Source organism: Microbacterium hominis, assembly GCF_013282805.1.
Taxonomy (GTDB): Bacteria; Actinomycetota; Actinomycetes; order Actinomycetales; family Microbacteriaceae; genus Microbacterium; species Microbacterium hominis_B.
Genome location: NZ_CP054038.1, coordinates 3720709 through 3737482, shown reverse-complemented (window position 1 = coordinate 3737482; position 16774 = coordinate 3720709). Strand labels below are relative to the sequence as shown.

The 16774-nt window shown below is 71.5% G+C and carries 15 protein-coding genes and 1 pseudogene; 5 read left to right on the top strand and 11 right to left on the bottom strand.

Features of this window, described 5'->3' with window-relative positions; translation table 11 throughout:
* Nucleotides 1-46 precede the first annotated feature (46 nt).
* Nucleotides 47-952 carry a hypothetical protein gene (locus HQM25_RS16730; RefSeq protein ID WP_172991268.1) on the bottom strand — a complete coding sequence of 302 codons (906 nt, stop codon included), beginning with the start codon at nt 950-952 and terminating at the stop codon, nt 47-49.
* Nucleotides 945-2270: a glutamate decarboxylase gene (locus HQM25_RS16725; RefSeq protein ID WP_254359424.1), complete on the bottom strand. Its 1326-nt coding sequence runs from the start codon at nt 2268-2270 to the stop codon at nt 945-947. The genes HQM25_RS16730 and HQM25_RS16725 overlap by 8 nt, the downstream gene beginning before the upstream one ends.
* Nucleotides 2271-2600: 330 nt before the next feature.
* Between HQM25_RS16725 and HQM25_RS16720 the strand changes: the two genes are divergently transcribed.
* Nucleotides 2601-3818, top strand: coding sequence for a glycosyltransferase (locus HQM25_RS16720; RefSeq protein ID WP_172991266.1), 1218 nt, complete (start codon nt 2601-2603; stop codon nt 3816-3818).
* A gap of 6 nt (nt 3819-3824) precedes the next feature.
* Nucleotides 3825-5039 (top strand): glycosyltransferase, encoded by a 1215-nt coding sequence (locus tag HQM25_RS16715; RefSeq protein ID WP_172991265.1) that lies wholly within the window; start codon nt 3825-3827, stop codon nt 5037-5039.
* On the opposite strand, the pseudogene HQM25_RS17905 reads toward HQM25_RS16715, so the two are convergent.
* Nucleotides 5029-5121 (bottom strand): annotated as a pseudogene (locus tag HQM25_RS17905) (DNA-binding response regulator); the annotation flags it as partial. The gene HQM25_RS16715 and the pseudogene HQM25_RS17905 sit on opposite strands and share 11 nt — an antisense overlap.
* A gap of 363 nt (nt 5122-5484) precedes the next feature.
* Between HQM25_RS17905 and HQM25_RS16710 the strand changes: the two are divergent.
* A complete protein-coding gene (locus tag HQM25_RS16710) occupies nt 5485-6501 on the top strand; it encodes a GlxA family transcriptional regulator (RefSeq protein ID WP_172991264.1) in 1017 nt (338 codons plus the stop codon).
* A gap of 43 nt (nt 6502-6544) precedes the next feature.
* Here the strand turns inward: HQM25_RS16710 and HQM25_RS16705 are convergent, their stop codons facing one another.
* The 3 genes from HQM25_RS16705 to HQM25_RS16695 are packed head-to-tail and all read right to left on the bottom strand — an operon-like array spanning nt 6545 to nt 7674.
* Complete coding sequence (locus HQM25_RS16705) at nt 6545-6985, bottom strand: hypothetical protein (protein ID WP_172991263.1); 441 nt, start codon at nt 6983-6985, stop codon at nt 6545-6547.
* 36 nt (nt 6986-7021) lie between these two features.
* A complete protein-coding gene (locus HQM25_RS16700; RefSeq protein WP_172991262.1) occupies nt 7022-7414 on the bottom strand; it encodes a PIN domain-containing protein in 393 nt (130 codons plus the stop codon).
* The gene (locus tag HQM25_RS16695) at nt 7411-7674 is read right to left on the bottom strand and encodes an AbrB/MazE/SpoVT family DNA-binding domain-containing protein (protein WP_172991261.1); all 264 of its coding nucleotides are present in this window, start codon (nt 7672-7674) and stop codon (nt 7411-7413) included. Before HQM25_RS16695 ends, HQM25_RS16700 begins: the two co-directional genes overlap by 4 nt.
* Nucleotides 7675-7821: 147 nt before the next feature.
* Here HQM25_RS16695 and HQM25_RS16690 point away from each other — a divergent pair, with 147 nt between their 5' ends.
* Together HQM25_RS16690 and HQM25_RS16685 are read left to right on the top strand one after the other, a co-directional pair.
* Nucleotides 7822-10023: an ATP-dependent Clp protease ATP-binding subunit gene (locus HQM25_RS16690; protein WP_172991260.1), complete on the top strand. Its 2202-nt coding sequence runs from the start codon at nt 7822-7824 to the stop codon at nt 10021-10023.
* 70 nt (nt 10024-10093) lie between these two features.
* Nucleotides 10094-10936, top strand: coding sequence for a UbiA family prenyltransferase (locus HQM25_RS16685; protein WP_172991259.1), 843 nt, complete (start codon nt 10094-10096; stop codon nt 10934-10936).
* A 617-nt stretch (nt 10937-11553) separates the two neighbouring features.
* Here the strand turns inward: HQM25_RS16685 and HQM25_RS16680 are convergent.
* The 5 genes from HQM25_RS16680 to HQM25_RS16660 form a co-directional block, all read right to left on the bottom strand.
* Nucleotides 11554-12690, bottom strand: coding sequence for an FAD-dependent oxidoreductase (locus HQM25_RS16680; RefSeq protein ID WP_172991258.1), 1137 nt, complete (start codon nt 12688-12690; stop codon nt 11554-11556).
* The gene (locus tag HQM25_RS16675; RefSeq protein ID WP_172991257.1) at nt 12683-13429 is read right to left on the bottom strand and encodes a methyltransferase domain-containing protein; all 747 of its coding nucleotides are present in this window, start codon (nt 13427-13429) and stop codon (nt 12683-12685) included. The genes HQM25_RS16680 and HQM25_RS16675 overlap by 8 nt, the downstream gene beginning before the upstream one ends.
* Complete coding sequence (locus tag HQM25_RS16670) at nt 13426-14604, bottom strand: type III polyketide synthase (protein ID WP_172991256.1); 1179 nt, start codon at nt 14602-14604, stop codon at nt 13426-13428. The genes HQM25_RS16675 and HQM25_RS16670 overlap by 4 nt, the downstream gene beginning before the upstream one ends.
* Nucleotides 14605-14772: 168 nt before the next feature.
* The gene (locus tag HQM25_RS16665; RefSeq protein ID WP_172991255.1) at nt 14773-15354 is read right to left on the bottom strand and encodes a nitroreductase family protein; all 582 of its coding nucleotides are present in this window, start codon (nt 15352-15354) and stop codon (nt 14773-14775) included.
* A gap of 97 nt (nt 15355-15451) precedes the next feature.
* Nucleotides 15452-16747 carry an MFS transporter gene (locus tag HQM25_RS16660; RefSeq protein ID WP_172991254.1) on the bottom strand — a complete coding sequence of 432 codons (1296 nt, stop codon included), beginning with the start codon at nt 16745-16747 and terminating at the stop codon, nt 15452-15454.
* Nucleotides 16748-16774: the final 27 nt, after the last annotated feature.

Below are 16774 nucleotides of genomic sequence, written 5' to 3'. Positions count from 1 at the left end.
ACGATGCGCCGATGCGGGCGCGCCGCGTGGGCTCCCCGCGCGCAGGCTACGGCGCCCGCCCGCGGGAGGACTCGACCGGCAGCAGGAGGGCTCCGATGAAGAAGCCCACGGCGCCGAGGAAGGTGCCGAGGTTGACGAGCGCGATGTTCGCGACATCGCCGGTGCCGGGCAGGTAGCGCGCGCCGACAGCCGCCAGACCGAACGCGACGGAGCCGGCCAGGTTCAGCAGGGCGATCCACCAGCCGAGGTCGCCGCGAGGGCGTCGCCAGATCCGCGGGCTCACCTCGATGTACGCGAGCCAGCTCGCGATGAGGAAGCACACCGAGCCCCACACGTCCGGCGCCCAGATGAGATGACGCTCCTGGGAGAGGTCGAGACTGTCACGCGTCGCGGCGAACGTGCTCACGTTGAAGAACACCGTGCCGACGAGCTGAACCGCGGTGGCCCACCATCCGAGGCTGCGCGGCCGCCAGCCGACGACCCCGCGCAGACCGCGGCGCCGCGGTGCGGTGGGATCGATCGACTCCGGCGCCGACGCGCACTCCCGGAACTGGAGGAATGCGGCGCTCGTGAAGAAGATCGACCCGACGAAGAACACCCAGGCAACGAGACCCGGGTCGACGGCGTTGAAGAACAGCGGCACCGATCCCAGGGCGAAGCACAACGAGCCCGCCATGAACAGGCAGCCCATCCACCAGCTCGATGTCGATGCCCCGGCGACGAACCCTGCCAGGCGTCGTGCCCGGTGGCCGTCGACCCGCAGCCGCGCGAGTCCTTTGCGGTGCGCCCGGGTGCTCCAGTCGAGCACGGCCCCGTCAGGGCGGGTGACCACGGCGCGCGAGACGAACGGGGGCACCCCGGCTGTGTCGCCCACGGTCCAGCCGGAGGGCACGCGGAGGCCGAGCGACCGTTCCGGCGTGCCCGGCGTGCCCGGCGACGACGGATCAGCCACGGCGGGGGGCGGTGCGGGCCTTCTGGTGCGCGGCGAGCAGTTCCGGGGCCGTCCACAGATCGGGACTCGTCCGTGCCTGCGTACCGGGATTCTCCGCGGCGAGGTGCGTGCACGCATCGTCGATGTCGCGCAGCAGCTGGTCGATCATCTGGCGGCTGAGGTCGAGTCGCACCACGATGCGCAGCAGATGCACGTCCTCCGCGTCCGGGGGCAGGCTGTAGGCGGGGACGATCCAGCCGTGCTGCCGCAGCCGGGCAGACAGGTGGTACACGTCGAAGCCGGGATCGCCCGTCAGCCGGAAGGTCACGACGGGCTCGGCGAGCCCGGGGTTGAGGATCTCGAACCACCCGCTCTCTGCGAGCCGCTCATTGAGATGCCGCGCGTTGTCGAGCATGTTCGACACGATGGCGCCGTAGCCCTCGCGTCCGAGACGGAGGAAGTTGTACAGCTGCGCCTGGATCATCGCCGAGCCGCGGCTGAAATTGAACGTGAACGTCGGTTGCGCGCCGCCGAGGTAGTTCACGCTGAAGACCAGATCGTCGGGGAGCTTCGTCCGATCGCGGAAGATCAACCAGCCGACACCGGGGTACACGAGACCGTACTTGTGGCCGGATGCGTTGATCGAGGCGACCTGCTCGAGCCGGAAGTCGAATTCGAAGTCGGGGTGCGCGAACGGCGCGATGAATCCGCCGCTGGCGCCGTCGACGTGGATCGGGATGTCCCAGCCCTTCTCGGCCTTGATACGCACCAGGCGTTCGTTGATCTCGGGGATCGGATCGGACTCGCCGATGTGCGTCGTGCCGAGCACGACGCCCACGGCGATCGTGTTCTCGTCGACATGGGCTTCCACGTCGTCGGCCGAGATGACGAAACGGTCGGGCCTCATCGGGATCTTGCGCATCTCGACGTCGAAGTAGTTCGCGAACTTGTCCCACACCACGTGGGTCTCGGCGCCGAAGACGACATTGGGCCGGTCGGTGGGAAGGCCCGCCGCGCGCCGTCGGTCGCGCCAGCTCCGCTTGTGGGCGAGCAGGCCGAGCATGATCGCCTCCGACGACCCGATCGTGGCGACGCCGACGACGTCTTCGTTGTCCGGGGCGTGGAAGAGATCGCCGAGCATGTGCACGCAGGCCTCTTCCACGAGGGATGCCGCCGGGTACTCCTCGTGGTCGATGTGGTTCTTCCGCAGTGTGTCGTGGATGAGCTTCTCGGCCTGCGGCTCCATCCACGTCGTCACGAACGACGCCAGGTTCAGCGTCTCCCGGCCATCGAGCATCAGCCCCGTATGGAGAAGCTCGTAGACCGTGTCGGGGGCCATCGATTCCTGTGGGAACGTGAAGGGATCGAGGTGGGTGCGAAACGCCGCACTCCCATGGATCGGCTCTTTCGGTGCGGCGTTCTTCGGCATGTCGTCCCTCGCTCACGTCGTGGCTCGTGTCGTCGCGCGGTGTCGGCGCACGACCGGACTCGCTTACGGTATCGACCCGGGGCACGTCCTGTCTTCACCCCTTGTGAACGATGTCCCGCGCGCATCGTGACCCCACGGCGCAGTCGGGTCGCCTCGGGCGAGTCGACACCCCTCAGGTACAGTGGATCCGCGCGACCCCACGCCGCGCCGCCCGCCGCACAGACAGGCCCACCGCATCCCGTGACCGAACCCGCGACGCCCGACGACTCTTCCGCCGACGCCGTGAGTCCTCGCCCGATGACCGTGCTCATCGGCGCCGACACGTTCCTGCCGCACGTCAACGGCGCAGCCCGCTTCGCCGAGCGCCTCGCGGCCGGCCTCGTCGCGCGCGGCCACGACGTGCACGTCATGGCCCCGAGCGACGGCCATCGCAACCACGGCGTGTTCACCGAGACCATCGAGGGCCAGCCGATGACGATGCACCGGCTGCCGTCGTGGCGCTGGTACCCGCACGACTGGCTCACCTTCGTCATGCCCTTCATGTCGAAGCACTACGCGCGCCGCACGCTCGACGCGGTCAAGCCCGATGTCGTGCACATCCAGTCGCACATCGTGATCGGCCGGGGGCTCTCCCGCGAGGCGGCCAAGCGCGGCATCCCGATCATCGCCACGAACCACGTGATGGCCGAGAACGTCGTCGACTTCACGATGCTGCCCGACTCCGTCAACCGCTTCGCGATGAAGCTCGCCTGGGCCGACGCGAAGCGCACGTTCGACCTGACGCGCCGCGTGACCACTCCCACCCGCAAGGCGGCCGACTTCCTCGAGGCGACGATCGACGTGCGCGACGTGCTGCCCGTCAGCTGCGGACTCGATGCGAGCAACTACACGGCCGATCTCACCCCGCGCGATGCGCACCGCATCGTGTTCGTGGGGCGGCTGACCACCGAGAAGCAGATCGACGTCGTGCTGCGGGCGATCGCGTCGCTCGACCCCGCGCTCGAGGTCACCTTCGACATCGTGGGCAACGGAGATCAGCGCCGCAACCTCGAGGAGCTGACGGCGCAGCTGGGGCTCACCGATCGGGTCACGTTCCACGGGCACACCACCGACGAGCAGCTGCGGGGCTTCCTCACCGGCGCGAGCGTGTTCGCGATCGCCTCGATCGCCGAGCTGCAGTCCATCGCCACGATGGAGGCGATGGCGTCGGGTCTGCCGATCGTCGCGGCCGACGCCGTGGCGCTGCCGCACCTCGTGCACGACGGCGTGAACGGCTACCTCTTCGAGCCGGGCAACGTCGAGGACCTCGCCGCCAAGCTCACCACGGTGCTCACCCAGAGCCCCGAGGAGCGCCGCCGCATGCAGCAGGCCTCGCTCGACGGCGTGAAGGTGCACGACATGACCCGCACCCTCGAGACGTTCGAGGCGCTCTACCGCGACGAGCCGCTGCCGGAGTAGGCGCCCGTGCACGTCGTGATCTTCGCCGACCAGCACCTCGAGACGCTCGGCGGTGCGCAGGTGTCGACACGGCTGCAGCGGCGCTTCCTCGAGAAGGCGGGACACCGCGTCACGGTGGTCGCGCCGGCACGGCATGGACGGGCCGCCCGCCGCCGGGACGACTCCGCACACGCACCGGGCGAAGCGGAGCCCGCCTACCTCGACATGCCATCGGTGCCGATCACGCCCGACCGCGAGTACGCGATGACCTGGCCCGGGCGCCGGACCGACCGATGGGTGGATGCCGCGCTCGCCGCTCTGCCGTCGGTCGACCTCGTCCACGTGCAGGCCGATTTCTGGGGCGCTTTCATCGGACACCGCTTCGCGGCGCGGCACGCACTGCCTCTCGTGCACACGATGCACAACCGCGTCGACGTCGGCATCGCCGCGACCGCCCCGGCCCCGGCGCTCGTGCTCCGGGCGCTGAACGCGTGGCAGCGGCGCGCCCTGGGGGCGCGCGGGGAGCGCGGCGCCGACGGCTGGGCGTTCCTGCGCCGCTTCGGCGCGCGTTCGGCGGCCGTCACCGCCCCCTCGTCGCACTTCGCCTACCGGCTGGAGACGCACGCGGTGGCGCCGTCGGTCGACGTGATCTGGAACGGCATCGACGACGAGGTGCTCGACGCCGCGCTCGCGGCGGCGCCGGCCGGGCGCCCGGCGGGGCGTCCGCGGTTCGTGTGGCTCGGTCGCATGAGCCCCGAGAAGCGGCTGCTGCCGTTCCTCGAGGCGGTGGCCGAGTCCGGTGTGGATGCCGAGATCGAGGTGATCGGCGGGGGCGGGCAGCTGCGCGCGGCGCGCCGCCTCGTCGGGAGACTGCGGCCCCGGGCATCCATCCGCTTCGCCGGCACTCTGCCGTACGCCGAGACGCTCGGGCGGATCGCGGCCGCCGACGCGGTCGTGCAGACCTCGATCGGCTTCGAGACGCAGGGGATGACGATCTTCGAGGCCGCCTCGCTCGGCACGCCGTCGGTGGTGAGCGACCCCGACCTGGCGGCCGAGCTCGGCGCCGGGTTCTGGCCGGTGGTGGACGCCTCGGTGACGGCGCTCGCCGCAGCCCTGCGCGCGGCGGCGGCCGACATCGCGGCGGGCAACCCGGTGGCGGTGGACCCCGGCATCCGCGAGCGGTTCCGCCAGTCCTCCCGCACCGCGGCGATGCTCGAGGTCTACGCCCGCGTCACGGCCTGACGGCGACCAGGCCGGACTCGTAGGCGGCGATCACCGCCTGCACCCGATCCCGTGCGCCGAGCTTGGCGAGGATCCGACCGATCGCGGCGAGACCCGCTGAACACGGCGAGACCCGGCGAACGCGGCGAGACCCCCTGAGCGATCAGGGGGTCTCGGCGCGATTGTGGGGTCTCGGTGGGAGCGGGCGGCCTGGCGGGCCGGGCCGTCGCGCGCGGTCCGGCGGTGCGCGGTGCGCGGCGCGGCTACGGCAGGCGGGTCCAGTCGGTGCGCGTGCGGCGGTAGCCGTCGCGCGGGAGGGTGAACACCGTCGCGGCAACGCCGGCGGCGGCAAGGGCGAGAACGATGATGAGCGTGAACATGGCAGAAACACTACGCTTGCGCTTGAACTGCCACGAGTGGCAGAATGGCCACTGTTCATCGAAAAACTGCCACCCCTGGAGTTCTCATGCACACTGTCGCGGTCATCGTCCAGCCCGGCTTCGCCCCGTTCGAATTCGGCGTCGCGTGCGAGGCCTTCGGGCTCGACCGCACCGATGACGGCATCCCGAACTTCGATTTCCGCGTGGTCACGCCCGACCCCGGTGTCGTGCCATCGAAGGTGGGATTCTCGATCAACGTCGACAACGACCTGTCGTTCGCCTACGAGGCCGATCTCGTCGTCGTCTCGCCGACGCCCCGCGAGTGGTGGCACCGCTCCGACCCGCGCGTGCTCGACGTCGTGCGGCACGCGGTGGCGCGCGAGGCGTGGGTGCTGAGCGTGTGCAGCGGATCGTTCATCCTGGCGGCCGCGGGCGTGCTCGACGGCCGCAAGGCGACCACCCACTGGATGTACGCACCCACCATGATGTCGATGTACCCGCAGATCGATGTCGATCCCGACGTGCTCTACGTGCAGGACGGCCGCATCATCACGAGCGCCGGCACCGCGGCGGGACTCGACGCGTGCCTGCACCTGCTGCGCCAGGAGCTCGGGGCCGAGCTCACCAACAAGATCGCGCGGCGCATGGTCGTGCCGCCCCAGCGCGACGGGGGTCAGGCGCAGTTCATCGACAAGCCGCTGCCGGTCGCGGCATCCCACTCCCTCGCGCCGGTCAGCGACTGGATGCTCGACAACCTGCGCGAAGACCTCTCCGTCGACCAGCTCGCCGCGAAGGCCCACATGTCGCCGCGCACGTTCGCGCGGCGCTTCAAGGCCGACTTCGGCGCGACGCCGGCCGCATGGCTGGCGCGCCAGCGCATCATCCATGCCCAGCGTCTGCTCGAGAAGACGGAGCTCGGCCTCGACCGCATCGCCTTCGAGAGCGGGTTCGGCTCGGCGGCCGTGCTCCGGCAGAACTTCGCGCGCGTGCTCGGCATGACCCCGACGGCCTATCGCGCCCGCTTCTGCTGTACGGTCCGGGGTTCGTCGGAGGCAGAGATGGATGCCGCGCTCGCCGCTGCGGCGCTCGAACCCGTCGCCTGAATCCGATTCAGGAGTGTCCGGCGCAACGGGAACGGCCGCCGGATCAGCTCGCGCAGATCGCCGTGACCTCGGCGAACGCCTCCTGAAGCGCTGTGAACTCATCGGTGAGCTCGGGGGCATCAGTCGGATCGGACATGGCCGTCTGGAGGAACGTCACGTAATCCGACAAGGCCGTCGCGACAGCGGCGGCGCCGTCTTCGACCTCTTCGTTGGTGATCGCCGTGAGTCTCTCCGTCGCGGATCCCGAGAGATCTGCGTACGCCTCGATGTCGACCTGCGGGTCGTCGTTCGTGCCGAGTTCGGAGCTGCTATCGCCGAACTCGATCATCGTCTGCTCGACGATGGCACACGCCTCCGACCGGGACTGGGCCCCGGCTGCATCCTGCGGCCCACCCGAGTCCGGTCCGGCCGGGGCGGAGCATCCAGAGAGCAGCAGTGCGGCGGCGACCGCCGAGAGAACGAAGGCGGGGCGAGGGGTGGGCATTGCCGCATTCTATGGTTGCGTGTCGCCTGAGCGGGATCAGTTCAACAGGGTCCAGCCGAGGTGCCGTGCCGCGCCGCGGTCGAAGGTGACGAACTCCGGGATTCCGAACAGCTCGCCGCTCGCCGCAATGAGGGCGTCGGCGAAGTCGGCCCCCTCCTCGGCGAGCGCCAGCGCGCGCACGACGCTCTCGCCGTCTTCGAACTCGAGCGTCTCGGTCTCGATGAGCGCGCGGAGCACCTTGAGGCGGGAGTCGCGGGGGATCCGGTACCCGCGATTCATGATCCACTCCAGCTCGACGAGCGTCACGTGCGTCACGAAGCCCGGGTTGTCGAGCGAGAGCGACTCCATGACCTCGGTTGCGGTGACCAGCTGCGCCTCATCGTCCTCGAGGACATAGCGGGCGACGACGTTGGTGTCGAGGCCGATCACTGCCGGAGCCCCCGCATCCCGGATTCGGCCGCGGCGTCGCCGATGGCTTCGTTCATCTCCTCGATGGTCAAGCGCGGCCCGTCCGGCGTGTACAGCATCCCCTTCAGGTCCTGAATCCGGCCGGTGCGCGGGATGATCCGGTACTGCCCGTTGGAGAGCTTCACGAACAGCACCTTCGAGCCTGCGACGAGGTTGAGGTCGTCGCGCACCTCCTTGGGGATCGTGATCTGTCCCTTGCTGGTGAGGGTGGCGATGGGCATCGTCATGCTCCTTTCTTGAAGCCAGTATCACTTACCAGTGAGAAGAATGTAAGGGCAGCCGCCGACACTCTCGCCTCGCTCCACACGCTCTGCTAAAGTTGAGCGCAGTCGACTCAACTTTGAGTCGCGACAGACTTCAGGAGCCACATGAACGCCACCCAGCAGCCGGGGCAGGAGGACGCGCGCAGCGCCCTCGAGCAGTTCGGCATCAACCTCACCGACCGTGCGCGGCAGGGCAAGCTCGACCCCGTCATCGGCCGCGACAGCGAGATCCGCCGGGTCAGCCAGGTGCTGACGCGGCGCACCAAGAACAACCCCGTCCTCATCGGCGAGCCCGGCGTCGGCAAGACCGCCGTGGTCGAGGGGCTCGCCCAGCGCATCGTCGCGGGCGACGTCGCCGAGTCGCTCAAGGACAAGGAGCTCGTCACCCTCGACATCTCCGCCCTCGTGGCCGGCGCGATGTACCGCGGCCAGTTCGAGGAGCGCCTGAAGAGCGTGCTCAAGGAGATCACCGAGTCCGACGGGCGCATCATCACCTTCATCGACGAGCTGCACGTGCTCATGGGCGCCGGCGGCGGCGAGGGTTCGGTGGCGGCATCCAACATGCTCAAGCCGATGCTCGCGCGCGGCGAGCTCCGCCTCATCGGTGCCACGACCCTCAACGAGTACCGCGAGTTCATCGAGAAGGATGCCGCGCTCGAGCGCAGATTCCAGCAGGTGTACGTCGGCGAGCCGAGCGTTGAAGACACCGTGGCGATCCTGCGCGGACTCAAGGAGCGCTACGAGGCGCACCACAAGGTCGCGATCGCGGATGCCGCGCTCGTGGCCGCGGCATCCCTCTCGCACCGGTACATCCCGAGCCGCCAGCTGCCAGACAAGGCCATCGACCTGATCGACGAAGCGGCCTCGCGCCTACGCATGGAGATCGACTCCGCGCCGCTCGAGATCGACGAGCTGCGCCGGCACGTCGACCGCCTCAAGCTCGAGGAGCTCGCGCTCAAGAAGGAGAAGGACGACCCCTCGAAGGAGCGCCTGGCGGCACTGCGCACCCAGCTCGGCGACGAGCAGGCCCGGCTCGACGAGCTGCAGGCGCGGTGGGAGCGCGAGCGCGCGTCGCTCAACCGCGTCGGCGACCTCAAGACGCGCCTGGATGCGGCCCGCGTCGAGGCCGAGCGCGCGCAGCGCGAAGGCAACCTGGAGAAGGCCTCGCGCCTGCTCTACGGCGAGATCCCGGCACTCGAGCGGCAGGTGATCGACGCCGAGCGCGAGGAGCCCGCCGGCGAGCGCATGGTCAACGACCAGGTCGCCGACGAGGACATCGCCGCCGTGATCGCGGCCTGGACAGGCATCCCCGTCGGCCGGCTGCTGCAGGGCGAGACCGAGAAGCTCCTGCACCTGGAGGCCGAGCTCGGCAAGCGCCTCATCGGGCAGAAGGAGGCCGTCAAGGCCGTCTCCGACGCGGTGCGCCGCTCGCGGGCGGGCATCAGCGACCCCGACCGGCCGACCGGATCGTTCCTGTTCCTCGGCCCCACCGGCGTCGGCAAGACGGAGCTCGCCAAGGCGCTCGCGGAGTTCCTCTTCGACGACGAGCACGCCATGGTGCGCATCGACATGTCCGAGTACGGCGAGAAGCACTCCGTCTCGCGCCTGGTCGGCGCCCCTCCGGGCTACATCGGCTACGAGCAGGGCGGTCAGCTGACCGAGGCCGTGCGGCGACGCCCGTACTCGGTGGTGCTGCTCGACGAGGTCGAGAAGGCGCACCCGGAGGTCTTCGACGTGCTGCTGCAGGTGATGGACGACGGCCGCCTCACCGATGGCCAGGGCCGCACCGTCGACTTCAAGAACGTGATCCTGATCCTCACCTCGAACCTGGGCTCGCCGATCCTCATCGACCCGACCCTCTCGATCGATGTGAAGCGCGACCAGGTGCAGGCCCTCGTGCGCCAGGCGTTCAAGCCCGAGTTCGTGAACCGCCTCGACGACATCGTGATCTTCCAGGCGCTCACCGAGGACGACCTCGCCCAGATCGTCGAGCTCGCCGTGGCGGCGCTGCAGAAGCGCCTGCACGACCGCCGCCTCGAGCTCGCCGTCACCCCCGACGCCCGCAGCTGGCTCGCCGAGCGCGGCTACGACCCGGTGTTCGGCGCGCGGCCGCTGCGCCGGCTCATCCAGTCCGAGATCCAGGACCGCCTCGCGATGGCGCTCCTGTCCGGCGGGGTGCGCGACGGCGACATCGTGCGTGTCGACATCGCCGCCGACGGCTCGCAGCTCGTGCTGACCAGCGCCGGACCCAAGCCCGCGCCCGAGGCCGGCGATGAGGTGATCGAGGCCGACCTCGTCGAAGACTGAGCGAGTGGATGCCGCGCCCCGCCCGAGCGGCGGGGTGCGGCATCCACTGCCTGCGTGAGAGCATCGGGCGATGCACATCGTGCGGGCGTTGTGGGGGTCGTCGCACCCCGGTCCGACGCTCGTCGTGACCGCGCTGGCCCTTGCGCTCGGCATCGCGATCGGACTCGAGCCGTGGCGGCTCGCGGTGCTGACGGTCGCGGTGTTCGCGGGGCAGCTCTCGGTGGGGATCTCGAACGACGCGATCGATGCGCCGCGTGACCGCACCGTCGGCCGCGGGGACAAGCCGCTCGCGCGCGGAGACGCGAGCCTGCGCGTGGCGTGGGGTGCGGCATCCCTGTGTCTCGTGATCGCGCTCGGCCTCTCGCTCGTGCTCGGGTGGCGGATGGCAGCCGCCCACGCCCTCGCGCTGGGCGCGGCGTGGGCCTACAACGCCGGGCTCAAGTCGACGGCGCTGTCGATCGTGCCGTTCCTCGTGAGCTTCGGCATCTTCCCGTCTCTGGCGACGCTGTCGGCGCCCGTCCCGTCGTTCGCGGCGGGGTGGGCGTGGCTGGCCGGGGCAGCGCTCGGAGCGGCTGTGCACCTGACCAACGTGCTGCCCGACCTCGACGACGACGCCCGTACGGGCGTGCGCGGACTGCCGCACCGGCTGGGGGCGCGGCCCGCGGCGCTGGTCGCCGCTGCAGCCGTGGTGTCGGGCGCGATCGCCGTGCTGGTCGGGTCGTCGGGCGGTGTGCTGACCGCCGTGGCGCCGGCGGCCTGGGTGCTGTTCGCCGCGGTCGTGGTGGTGGCCGCCGTCACGGCCGGGCGGGCGGTGCTGCGCCCGCCGTCGCGGGCGCTGTTCCGGCTGGTGATGCTCGCCGCACTGCTGCTGGCGGCGCAGCTCGTCGTCTCGGGAGCGGCGCTGGCGGCGTGAGGGCGAGTGGGCGACCGGGTCGGGGTGACCGGGGTCGGCGTGTTCGGGGTCGGCGTGTTCGGGGTCGGCGTGTTCGGGGTCGGCGTGTTCGGCATCCACGTGTCTGAGATCAGGTGATCTGCCGAGAGCAGGCTGGTGGATGCCGCGCGCGGCCTGTCTCCGCCGGATCACCTGTTTTCGGCAAGTGGCCGGGTGGCCGGGTGGCCGGGCGGCTCACGCGATGGCGGACGGGCGGCTCGCCGGCATCCACATGTCTGAGATCAGGTGATCTGCCGAGAGCAGGCTGGTGGATGCCGCGCGCGGCCTGTCTCCGCCGGATCACCTGTTTTCGGCAAGTGGCCGGGTGGCCGGGTGGCCGGGCGGCTCACGCGATGGCGGACGGGCGGCTCGCCGGCATCCACATGTCTGAGATCAGGTGATCTGCCGAGAGCAGGCTGGTGGATGCCGCGCGCGGCCTGTCTCCGCCGGATCACCTGTTTTCGGCAAGGGCGCCGGGTGGCCGGGCGCAGGGGCGGGGCGCAGGGGGCACGGGCGCAGGGCGCAGGGGCGGGGCGCAGGGGCAGGGCAGGCGCAGGGCGCAGTGGCCGGGGCGGGGCCGGGCGGAAGGGCGACCAGGCTCACGCGTCGGCGTCGAAGCCCATCGCGTAGGCGTGGGCGAAGAGGCGGGCGGTGGGCGGCGCGAGCATCGCCGACACGGCGGCCCGCCGCAGCGGCTCGGCGCGGGCGAGTGGCCGGCCGAGCGCCGTGTTCATCGCTGCGAGCCGCGCGGCCGCGCGCGCGGACCGCAGGCGGCGGGCCTCCCAGCGCCGCAGCTCCGCCTCGGGGGCCTCGCCGCGCTGCACCCAGTCCGCGAGCAGGGGAGCCAGCCCGACCGCGTCGAGCAGGCCGAGGTTCATCCCCTGGCCGCCGATGGGGCTCACCTCGTGGGCCGCGTCGCCGATCACGAACACGCGGCCGTTGCGCAGGCGCGGCGCGACGACGCGGCGCACGCCGAACGAGGTGGCGGCATCGACGGCGTCGGCCGCGGGATCGCCCCGTCGCGCGAGTGCCGCGCTCAGCCGCCGTGCCCGGGCAGCGGGGTCTGGTTCGGCGCCGGGCGGGTCCCACGCCACGAATCGGCGCATGCCGCCCGGCAACGGGAACGACTCCAGCACGCCGTCGCGATCGAGGTGCACCACCGCGACGTCGGCGTCGGCGCGCTCGCCGGTGGCGGCATCCGTCATCAGGTACCGATCGCGGTAGGCGCGGGTGCGCACGGCACCGGGCCGATAGACCAGATCGCGCCCGCCCGCACCGGTCGCGACGACCACCAGCCGGCTGCGCAGCTCGATAGGCCGCCCACCGTGCGCCGCACGCACGACGACGGCGTCGGCGCGCGGAAGCACGCGGAACGCCCGGGCGCCGCGCAGGGGTTCGGGCGCGTGGGCGGCGAGCACGGCCTCGGTGGCGGCCTGAGGAAGAGTCGCGACGAAGGGGAACCGGGCCGGCAGTGCGTCGAAGCGCACGATCCCGAGCAGGCGCCCGTTGCTGCGCGCCTCGCCGCGGTGCACGCGCACGGCGTGGGCGAGCAGACGTTCCGTCACCCCCGACGGCTCCAGCGCCGCGAGCACCGGAGCGTGCACGCCGATCGCGCGCGAGCCCGGGCCGGCGACGTCCCGGCGCTCGAGCAGATCGACCGGGATGCCGCGGCGGGCCAGCTCGCCGGCCAGCAGCATCCCCACCGGCCCCGCCCCGACGACGGTGACCTCAGCCACTGGCGCCCGCCGCGCTCTCCGGCTCCGCCCCGACCCCGGCTCCGCGTCCGGCCACGGCGAGCAGGCGGAAGGGAACCGGGCGCGCGACACGCCACGCGCCGGGGTCGTCCTGCCCCAGCGCTGCCTGAAGTTCCGCGGGCGTGAAGCTGCGGCGGATCGAGCGGAGCCCGTCGGTGAGCAGGAACGTGCCGGGCGCGAGCGGTGCCGCCCCCGCGCTGTACAGGGTGTACGCGAGTCGTCCGCGGGCGATGTCGCTGTGCAGCACGAGCCCCCTCGACAGCGCGCGCGACGCGGCCGCGAACGCGGGCAGCTCCGGGCCGAGGTGATGCAGCACGTGGTTCGAGATCACGGCGTCGAAGCTCTCGCCCGCGCGCAGCAAGGCCGCGGCATCATCGCAGCGGAACTCGATCGCGTCGTCCGCGCCGCGGGCGAGCGCCACGCGGTGGGCGCGCTCGTCGGGTTCCGCGCCGGTCCAATGCACGTCGAGGCCGTCTCGCCGCGCGCGCGCCGCGAGACGCACGACGACGTCGCCGCCGCCGGAGCCGAGATCCAGCACGCGCGCCGGTCGCCCGAGCCCTGCGAGGGAGGGTCCGAGGGTGGTGCGGTACACAGTGCCCCAGCCGGAGACGAGGCGGTTGACGACGGTGAAGCGCCGCAGCGTCGCAGCCAGCCGCACGGGGTCGCACGCGGGGTCGTCCATCAGCTCGACGAGCGACTCGTCGCGGGCGGTCAGGCTCACGCGCCGGCCACCGGCGTCACCCGCGCCGCCGCGCGGTCGGCCGCGACCCGCTCCGGATCGGCCGCCGCCCGCGGCCGCTCCGCCGCGTGCTTCGTCAGGAGCACCGACTCGACCGTCAGCCCGGGGCCGAAGGCGAGCCCCGCGATGCGCGCCGCATCGCCCACGGCATCGTCGGCGAGCAGATCGCGCAGGATGAACAGGATCGTCGCGCTGGACATGTTGCCGCACTCGCGCAGCACCGCCCGCGACGCATCGAGCGCCGCCGGATCGAGCTCGAGCCCGGCCTCCACGCGATCGAGCACGCTGCGCCCGCCGGGATGCACGGCCCACACGTCGGGAGCGCGGTCGTCGCCGATGAACCTCTCCACCGCGCCGCGGATCTCCCGCCCCACGATGCGCGGCACCTCCGCCGTGAGCACCATCTCGAAGCCGTCGTCGCCGATCGTCCACACCATGTCGTCTTCGCCCTCGTCGGTGAGGGCGGTGCCGAAGCGCTCGAGGCCGAGACCGCCCGGGCGGCCGAGATCGGCATCCGCGGTGATGACCGCCGCCGCGGCGCCGTCGGCGAACACCGACGAGGCGACGATCTGCTGCGGATCGGCCGACGACCGGATGTGGATCGTGCACAGCTCGGCGCATACAACGAGCACCGCCGCACCCGCATGGGAGGCGGCGAGCCCTGCGGCCAGGCGCAGTGCGGGGAGGGCGGCGGCGCATCCGATGAAGCCCAGGTGGTACCGCTCGACAGTGGTCGGCAGACCGAGATCCCGCACGAGGCGGTAGTCCGGGCCGGGGGCGAAGAACCCGGTGCACGAGACGGTCACGACGTGCGTGATCGCGGATGCCGGCACCGCAGCATCCGCGAGCGCGCGGCGCGCGGCGGCGGCGTAGAGGGCGGGCGCTTCGCGGCGGTACAGGTCGTTGCGCGTGCCCGTCGACGGCGACAGCAGCCCGCCCGCGCGATCGATGAACGCGTGGGCGTGATGCGCGGGACCGGCCAGCTCGGTGAGCACCGTGTGGCGGCTGGCGATGGCCGAAGCGTCGAACGCGGCACGGATGCGCCGCTGGGCGAGCCGGTCCATCCCCGGCTGGCCCGTGAAGAAATCCCGCACGTCCTCCTGGACGATGCGGGTTGCCGGTGTGGCGGTGCCGATCGAGACGATGCGCGCCGTCATGGAGCCACCTAAGCACGGGTCAGGCTGCAACGGGAGTGGTTGCGCGAGCGCGGTTCGACCACTATGGGCGTCCGCACGCCTGCGGAGAGGCGTCCGCACGCCTGCGGAGAGAGTGGATGCCGCGCCCGTCGTCGTCGGGCGCGGCATCCACTCATTCGGGATGAGGTGTCAGTCGTCGACGAGGACCGATTCGGCGATGGGCCGACGCACGCGGGGCGCGGTCTCGCGCTCCTGCAGCTCCTCGGACGCGGCGCGGATGTCGCCGAGCTCGCCGATGGCCATCACGGTGACGGGGGTGAAGTCGGTGCCGAGGTCGAAGGCCTCGGCGATCGCGGCGCGGTCGAACCCGCCCATCTGGTGGGTCGACAGGCCGCCGGCGTGCGCCTGGATCGTGAAGTGGGCGGCCACCTGTCCGGCGTCGTACTCCGCCCAGATCATCGGCTTGCCCTCGCGGGTGGTCTCGGCGACGAACACGATGAGGCCGGCGGCGTCGCCCGCCCACGCGCTGTTGAAGCCCGCCAGAGACGCGAGCACCTTGGCGTGGGCGGCGGAGCCGCGGCGGGCGACGATGACGCGCCACGCCTGCGAGTTCGCGGCGGTCGGGGTCCAGCGGGCGGCTTCGAGGGCGCTCGCGAGGGCGGCTTCGTCGAGGGGGGTCTCGGCGTCGAAGATGCGGGTGCTCCAGCGCTCGGCGAGGACGTCGAGGATGGGCGTGGCGGTTTCCGCGGTGCGGTCGAGGGCGATGGACATGGGATGCTCCCTGGGTCGGAACGGTGTCTGCCGGGACACCGTCGGCCCACGTCCATGCAACGGCATGAATCTGGGAGCTATTCCCAGGCGGAGGCGCTCAGGCGAGATGCTCCTCGTGCGCGTCGGGCAGCTCGCGCATGCTCCAGAACGGTCCGGTGATGACGAACAGTCCCGCCAGCACCTGGCCGCTCGCCGCGATCCACAGGGTGGGCACCGTGCCGATCCAGGTGCCGAGCGCGCCGGCGAGCAGCGCGGAGATCGGCATGACGCCCCACACGACGAACCGCACCGAGGCGTTCATGCGTCCGAGCAGGCGGGGCGGGGTGATGCGCTGGCGGAACGTCACCTGGGTGATGTTGTACAGCAGCACCGTGAAGCTCATGAGGAAGAACTGGATGACCAGCAGGGGGAACGCCAGCGTCGGCACGAGCGAGATCGCGGGGAGGAAGAACGGCACGATCGAGAACGCGATCGCGCTCAGCGGGATGGCCCGGGCCTCGCCGATGCGGGCCACGATGCGCGGCGTCGCGATCGCGCCGAGGAGGCCCCCGACCGCGGAGAGCGAGAACACCACGCCCAGCATCTGCGGCGTGAGGCCCAGCTCGCGCAGCACGAAGATCGGCAGGAGGGTCGCCGCGATCGTGCTGAAGAAGTTCGACGTGCCCGTCGTGAGCACGATGCGGCGCAGCAGCGGGTTGCCGAACACCCAGCCGAGACCCTCGCGGATCTCGTGGAGGAGGGGCTTGTGGTCTTCGGGGGCGCGCAGCTTCTCGTGGTCGCGCGTGAACAGCAGGGCGACGGTCGAGGCGATGTAGGTGCACGCGGTCACGATGATCGCGATCGGGGCAGTGACGGCGCCGACGAGCCACCCGCCGACGGCGGGGCCGGCGAGGCCCGCGAGCTGCTCGGTCGTCTGGAGCTTGCCGTTGGCCTCGGCGATCTGCCGGGTGGGCACCAGCGACGGGATGATGCTCTGATTCGACACGTCGAAGAACACCGTGGCGATGCCCATCACCAGGGCGACGGCGGCGAGGTGCCAGATCTCCAGCACGCCGGCGAGCGCGAGCACGGGCAGGGTCGCCAGCGCGAGCGCGCGCACGGCGTCGGCGACGATCATCACGTGGCGCTTGCGCATGCGATCGATCCACGCGCCGGCGGGGAGCCCGACCAGCAGGAAGGCCGCCATCTGCGCCGCGCCCAGCACACCGACCTCCCATTCGGTCGCACCGAGGAGGAGCACCGCGAGCACGGGGAGGGCGAGCTCGGTGATCTGCGCACCGAACTGGGAGAGGGCCTGACCGCTCCACATGGTGAGGAAGTTGCGGTCGCGCCACAGTGATCGCGGTGGGGCAGGAGGGGATGCCGGCGCCTCGGCGACCTCTGATTGAGACATGTCAATCAGTCTGAAGCACTGATTGGG

Excerpts from the sequence above, each read along its gene's own strand:
- HQM25_RS16725 (WP_254359424.1), bottom strand. The coding sequence starts at position 2,270 with ATGGCCCCCGACACGGTCTACGAGCTTCTCCATACGGGGCTGATGCTC.
- HQM25_RS16710 (WP_172991264.1), top strand. The coding sequence starts at position 5,485 with ATGCACACTGTCGCGGTCATCGTCCAGCCCGGCTTCGCCCCGTTCGAA.
- HQM25_RS16705 (WP_172991263.1), bottom strand. The coding sequence starts at position 6,985 with ATGCCCACCCCTCGCCCCGCCTTCGTTCTCTCGGCGGTCGCCGCCGCA.
- HQM25_RS16695 (WP_172991261.1), bottom strand. The coding sequence starts at position 7,674 with ATGCCCATCGCCACCCTCACCAGCAAGGGACAGATCACGATCCCCAAG.
- HQM25_RS16690 (WP_172991260.1), top strand. The coding sequence starts at position 7,822 with ATGAACGCCACCCAGCAGCCGGGGCAGGAGGACGCGCGCAGCGCCCTC.
- HQM25_RS16685 (WP_172991259.1), top strand. The coding sequence starts at position 10,094 with ATGCACATCGTGCGGGCGTTGTGGGGGTCGTCGCACCCCGGTCCGACG.
- HQM25_RS16670 (WP_172991256.1), bottom strand. The coding sequence starts at position 14,604 with ATGACGGCGCGCATCGTCTCGATCGGCACCGCCACACCGGCAACCCGC.
- HQM25_RS16665 (WP_172991255.1), bottom strand. The coding sequence starts at position 15,354 with ATGTCCATCGCCCTCGACCGCACCGCGGAAACCGCCACGCCCATCCTC.
- HQM25_RS16660 (WP_172991254.1), bottom strand. The coding sequence starts at position 16,747 with ATGTCTCAATCAGAGGTCGCCGAGGCGCCGGCATCCCCTCCTGCCCCA.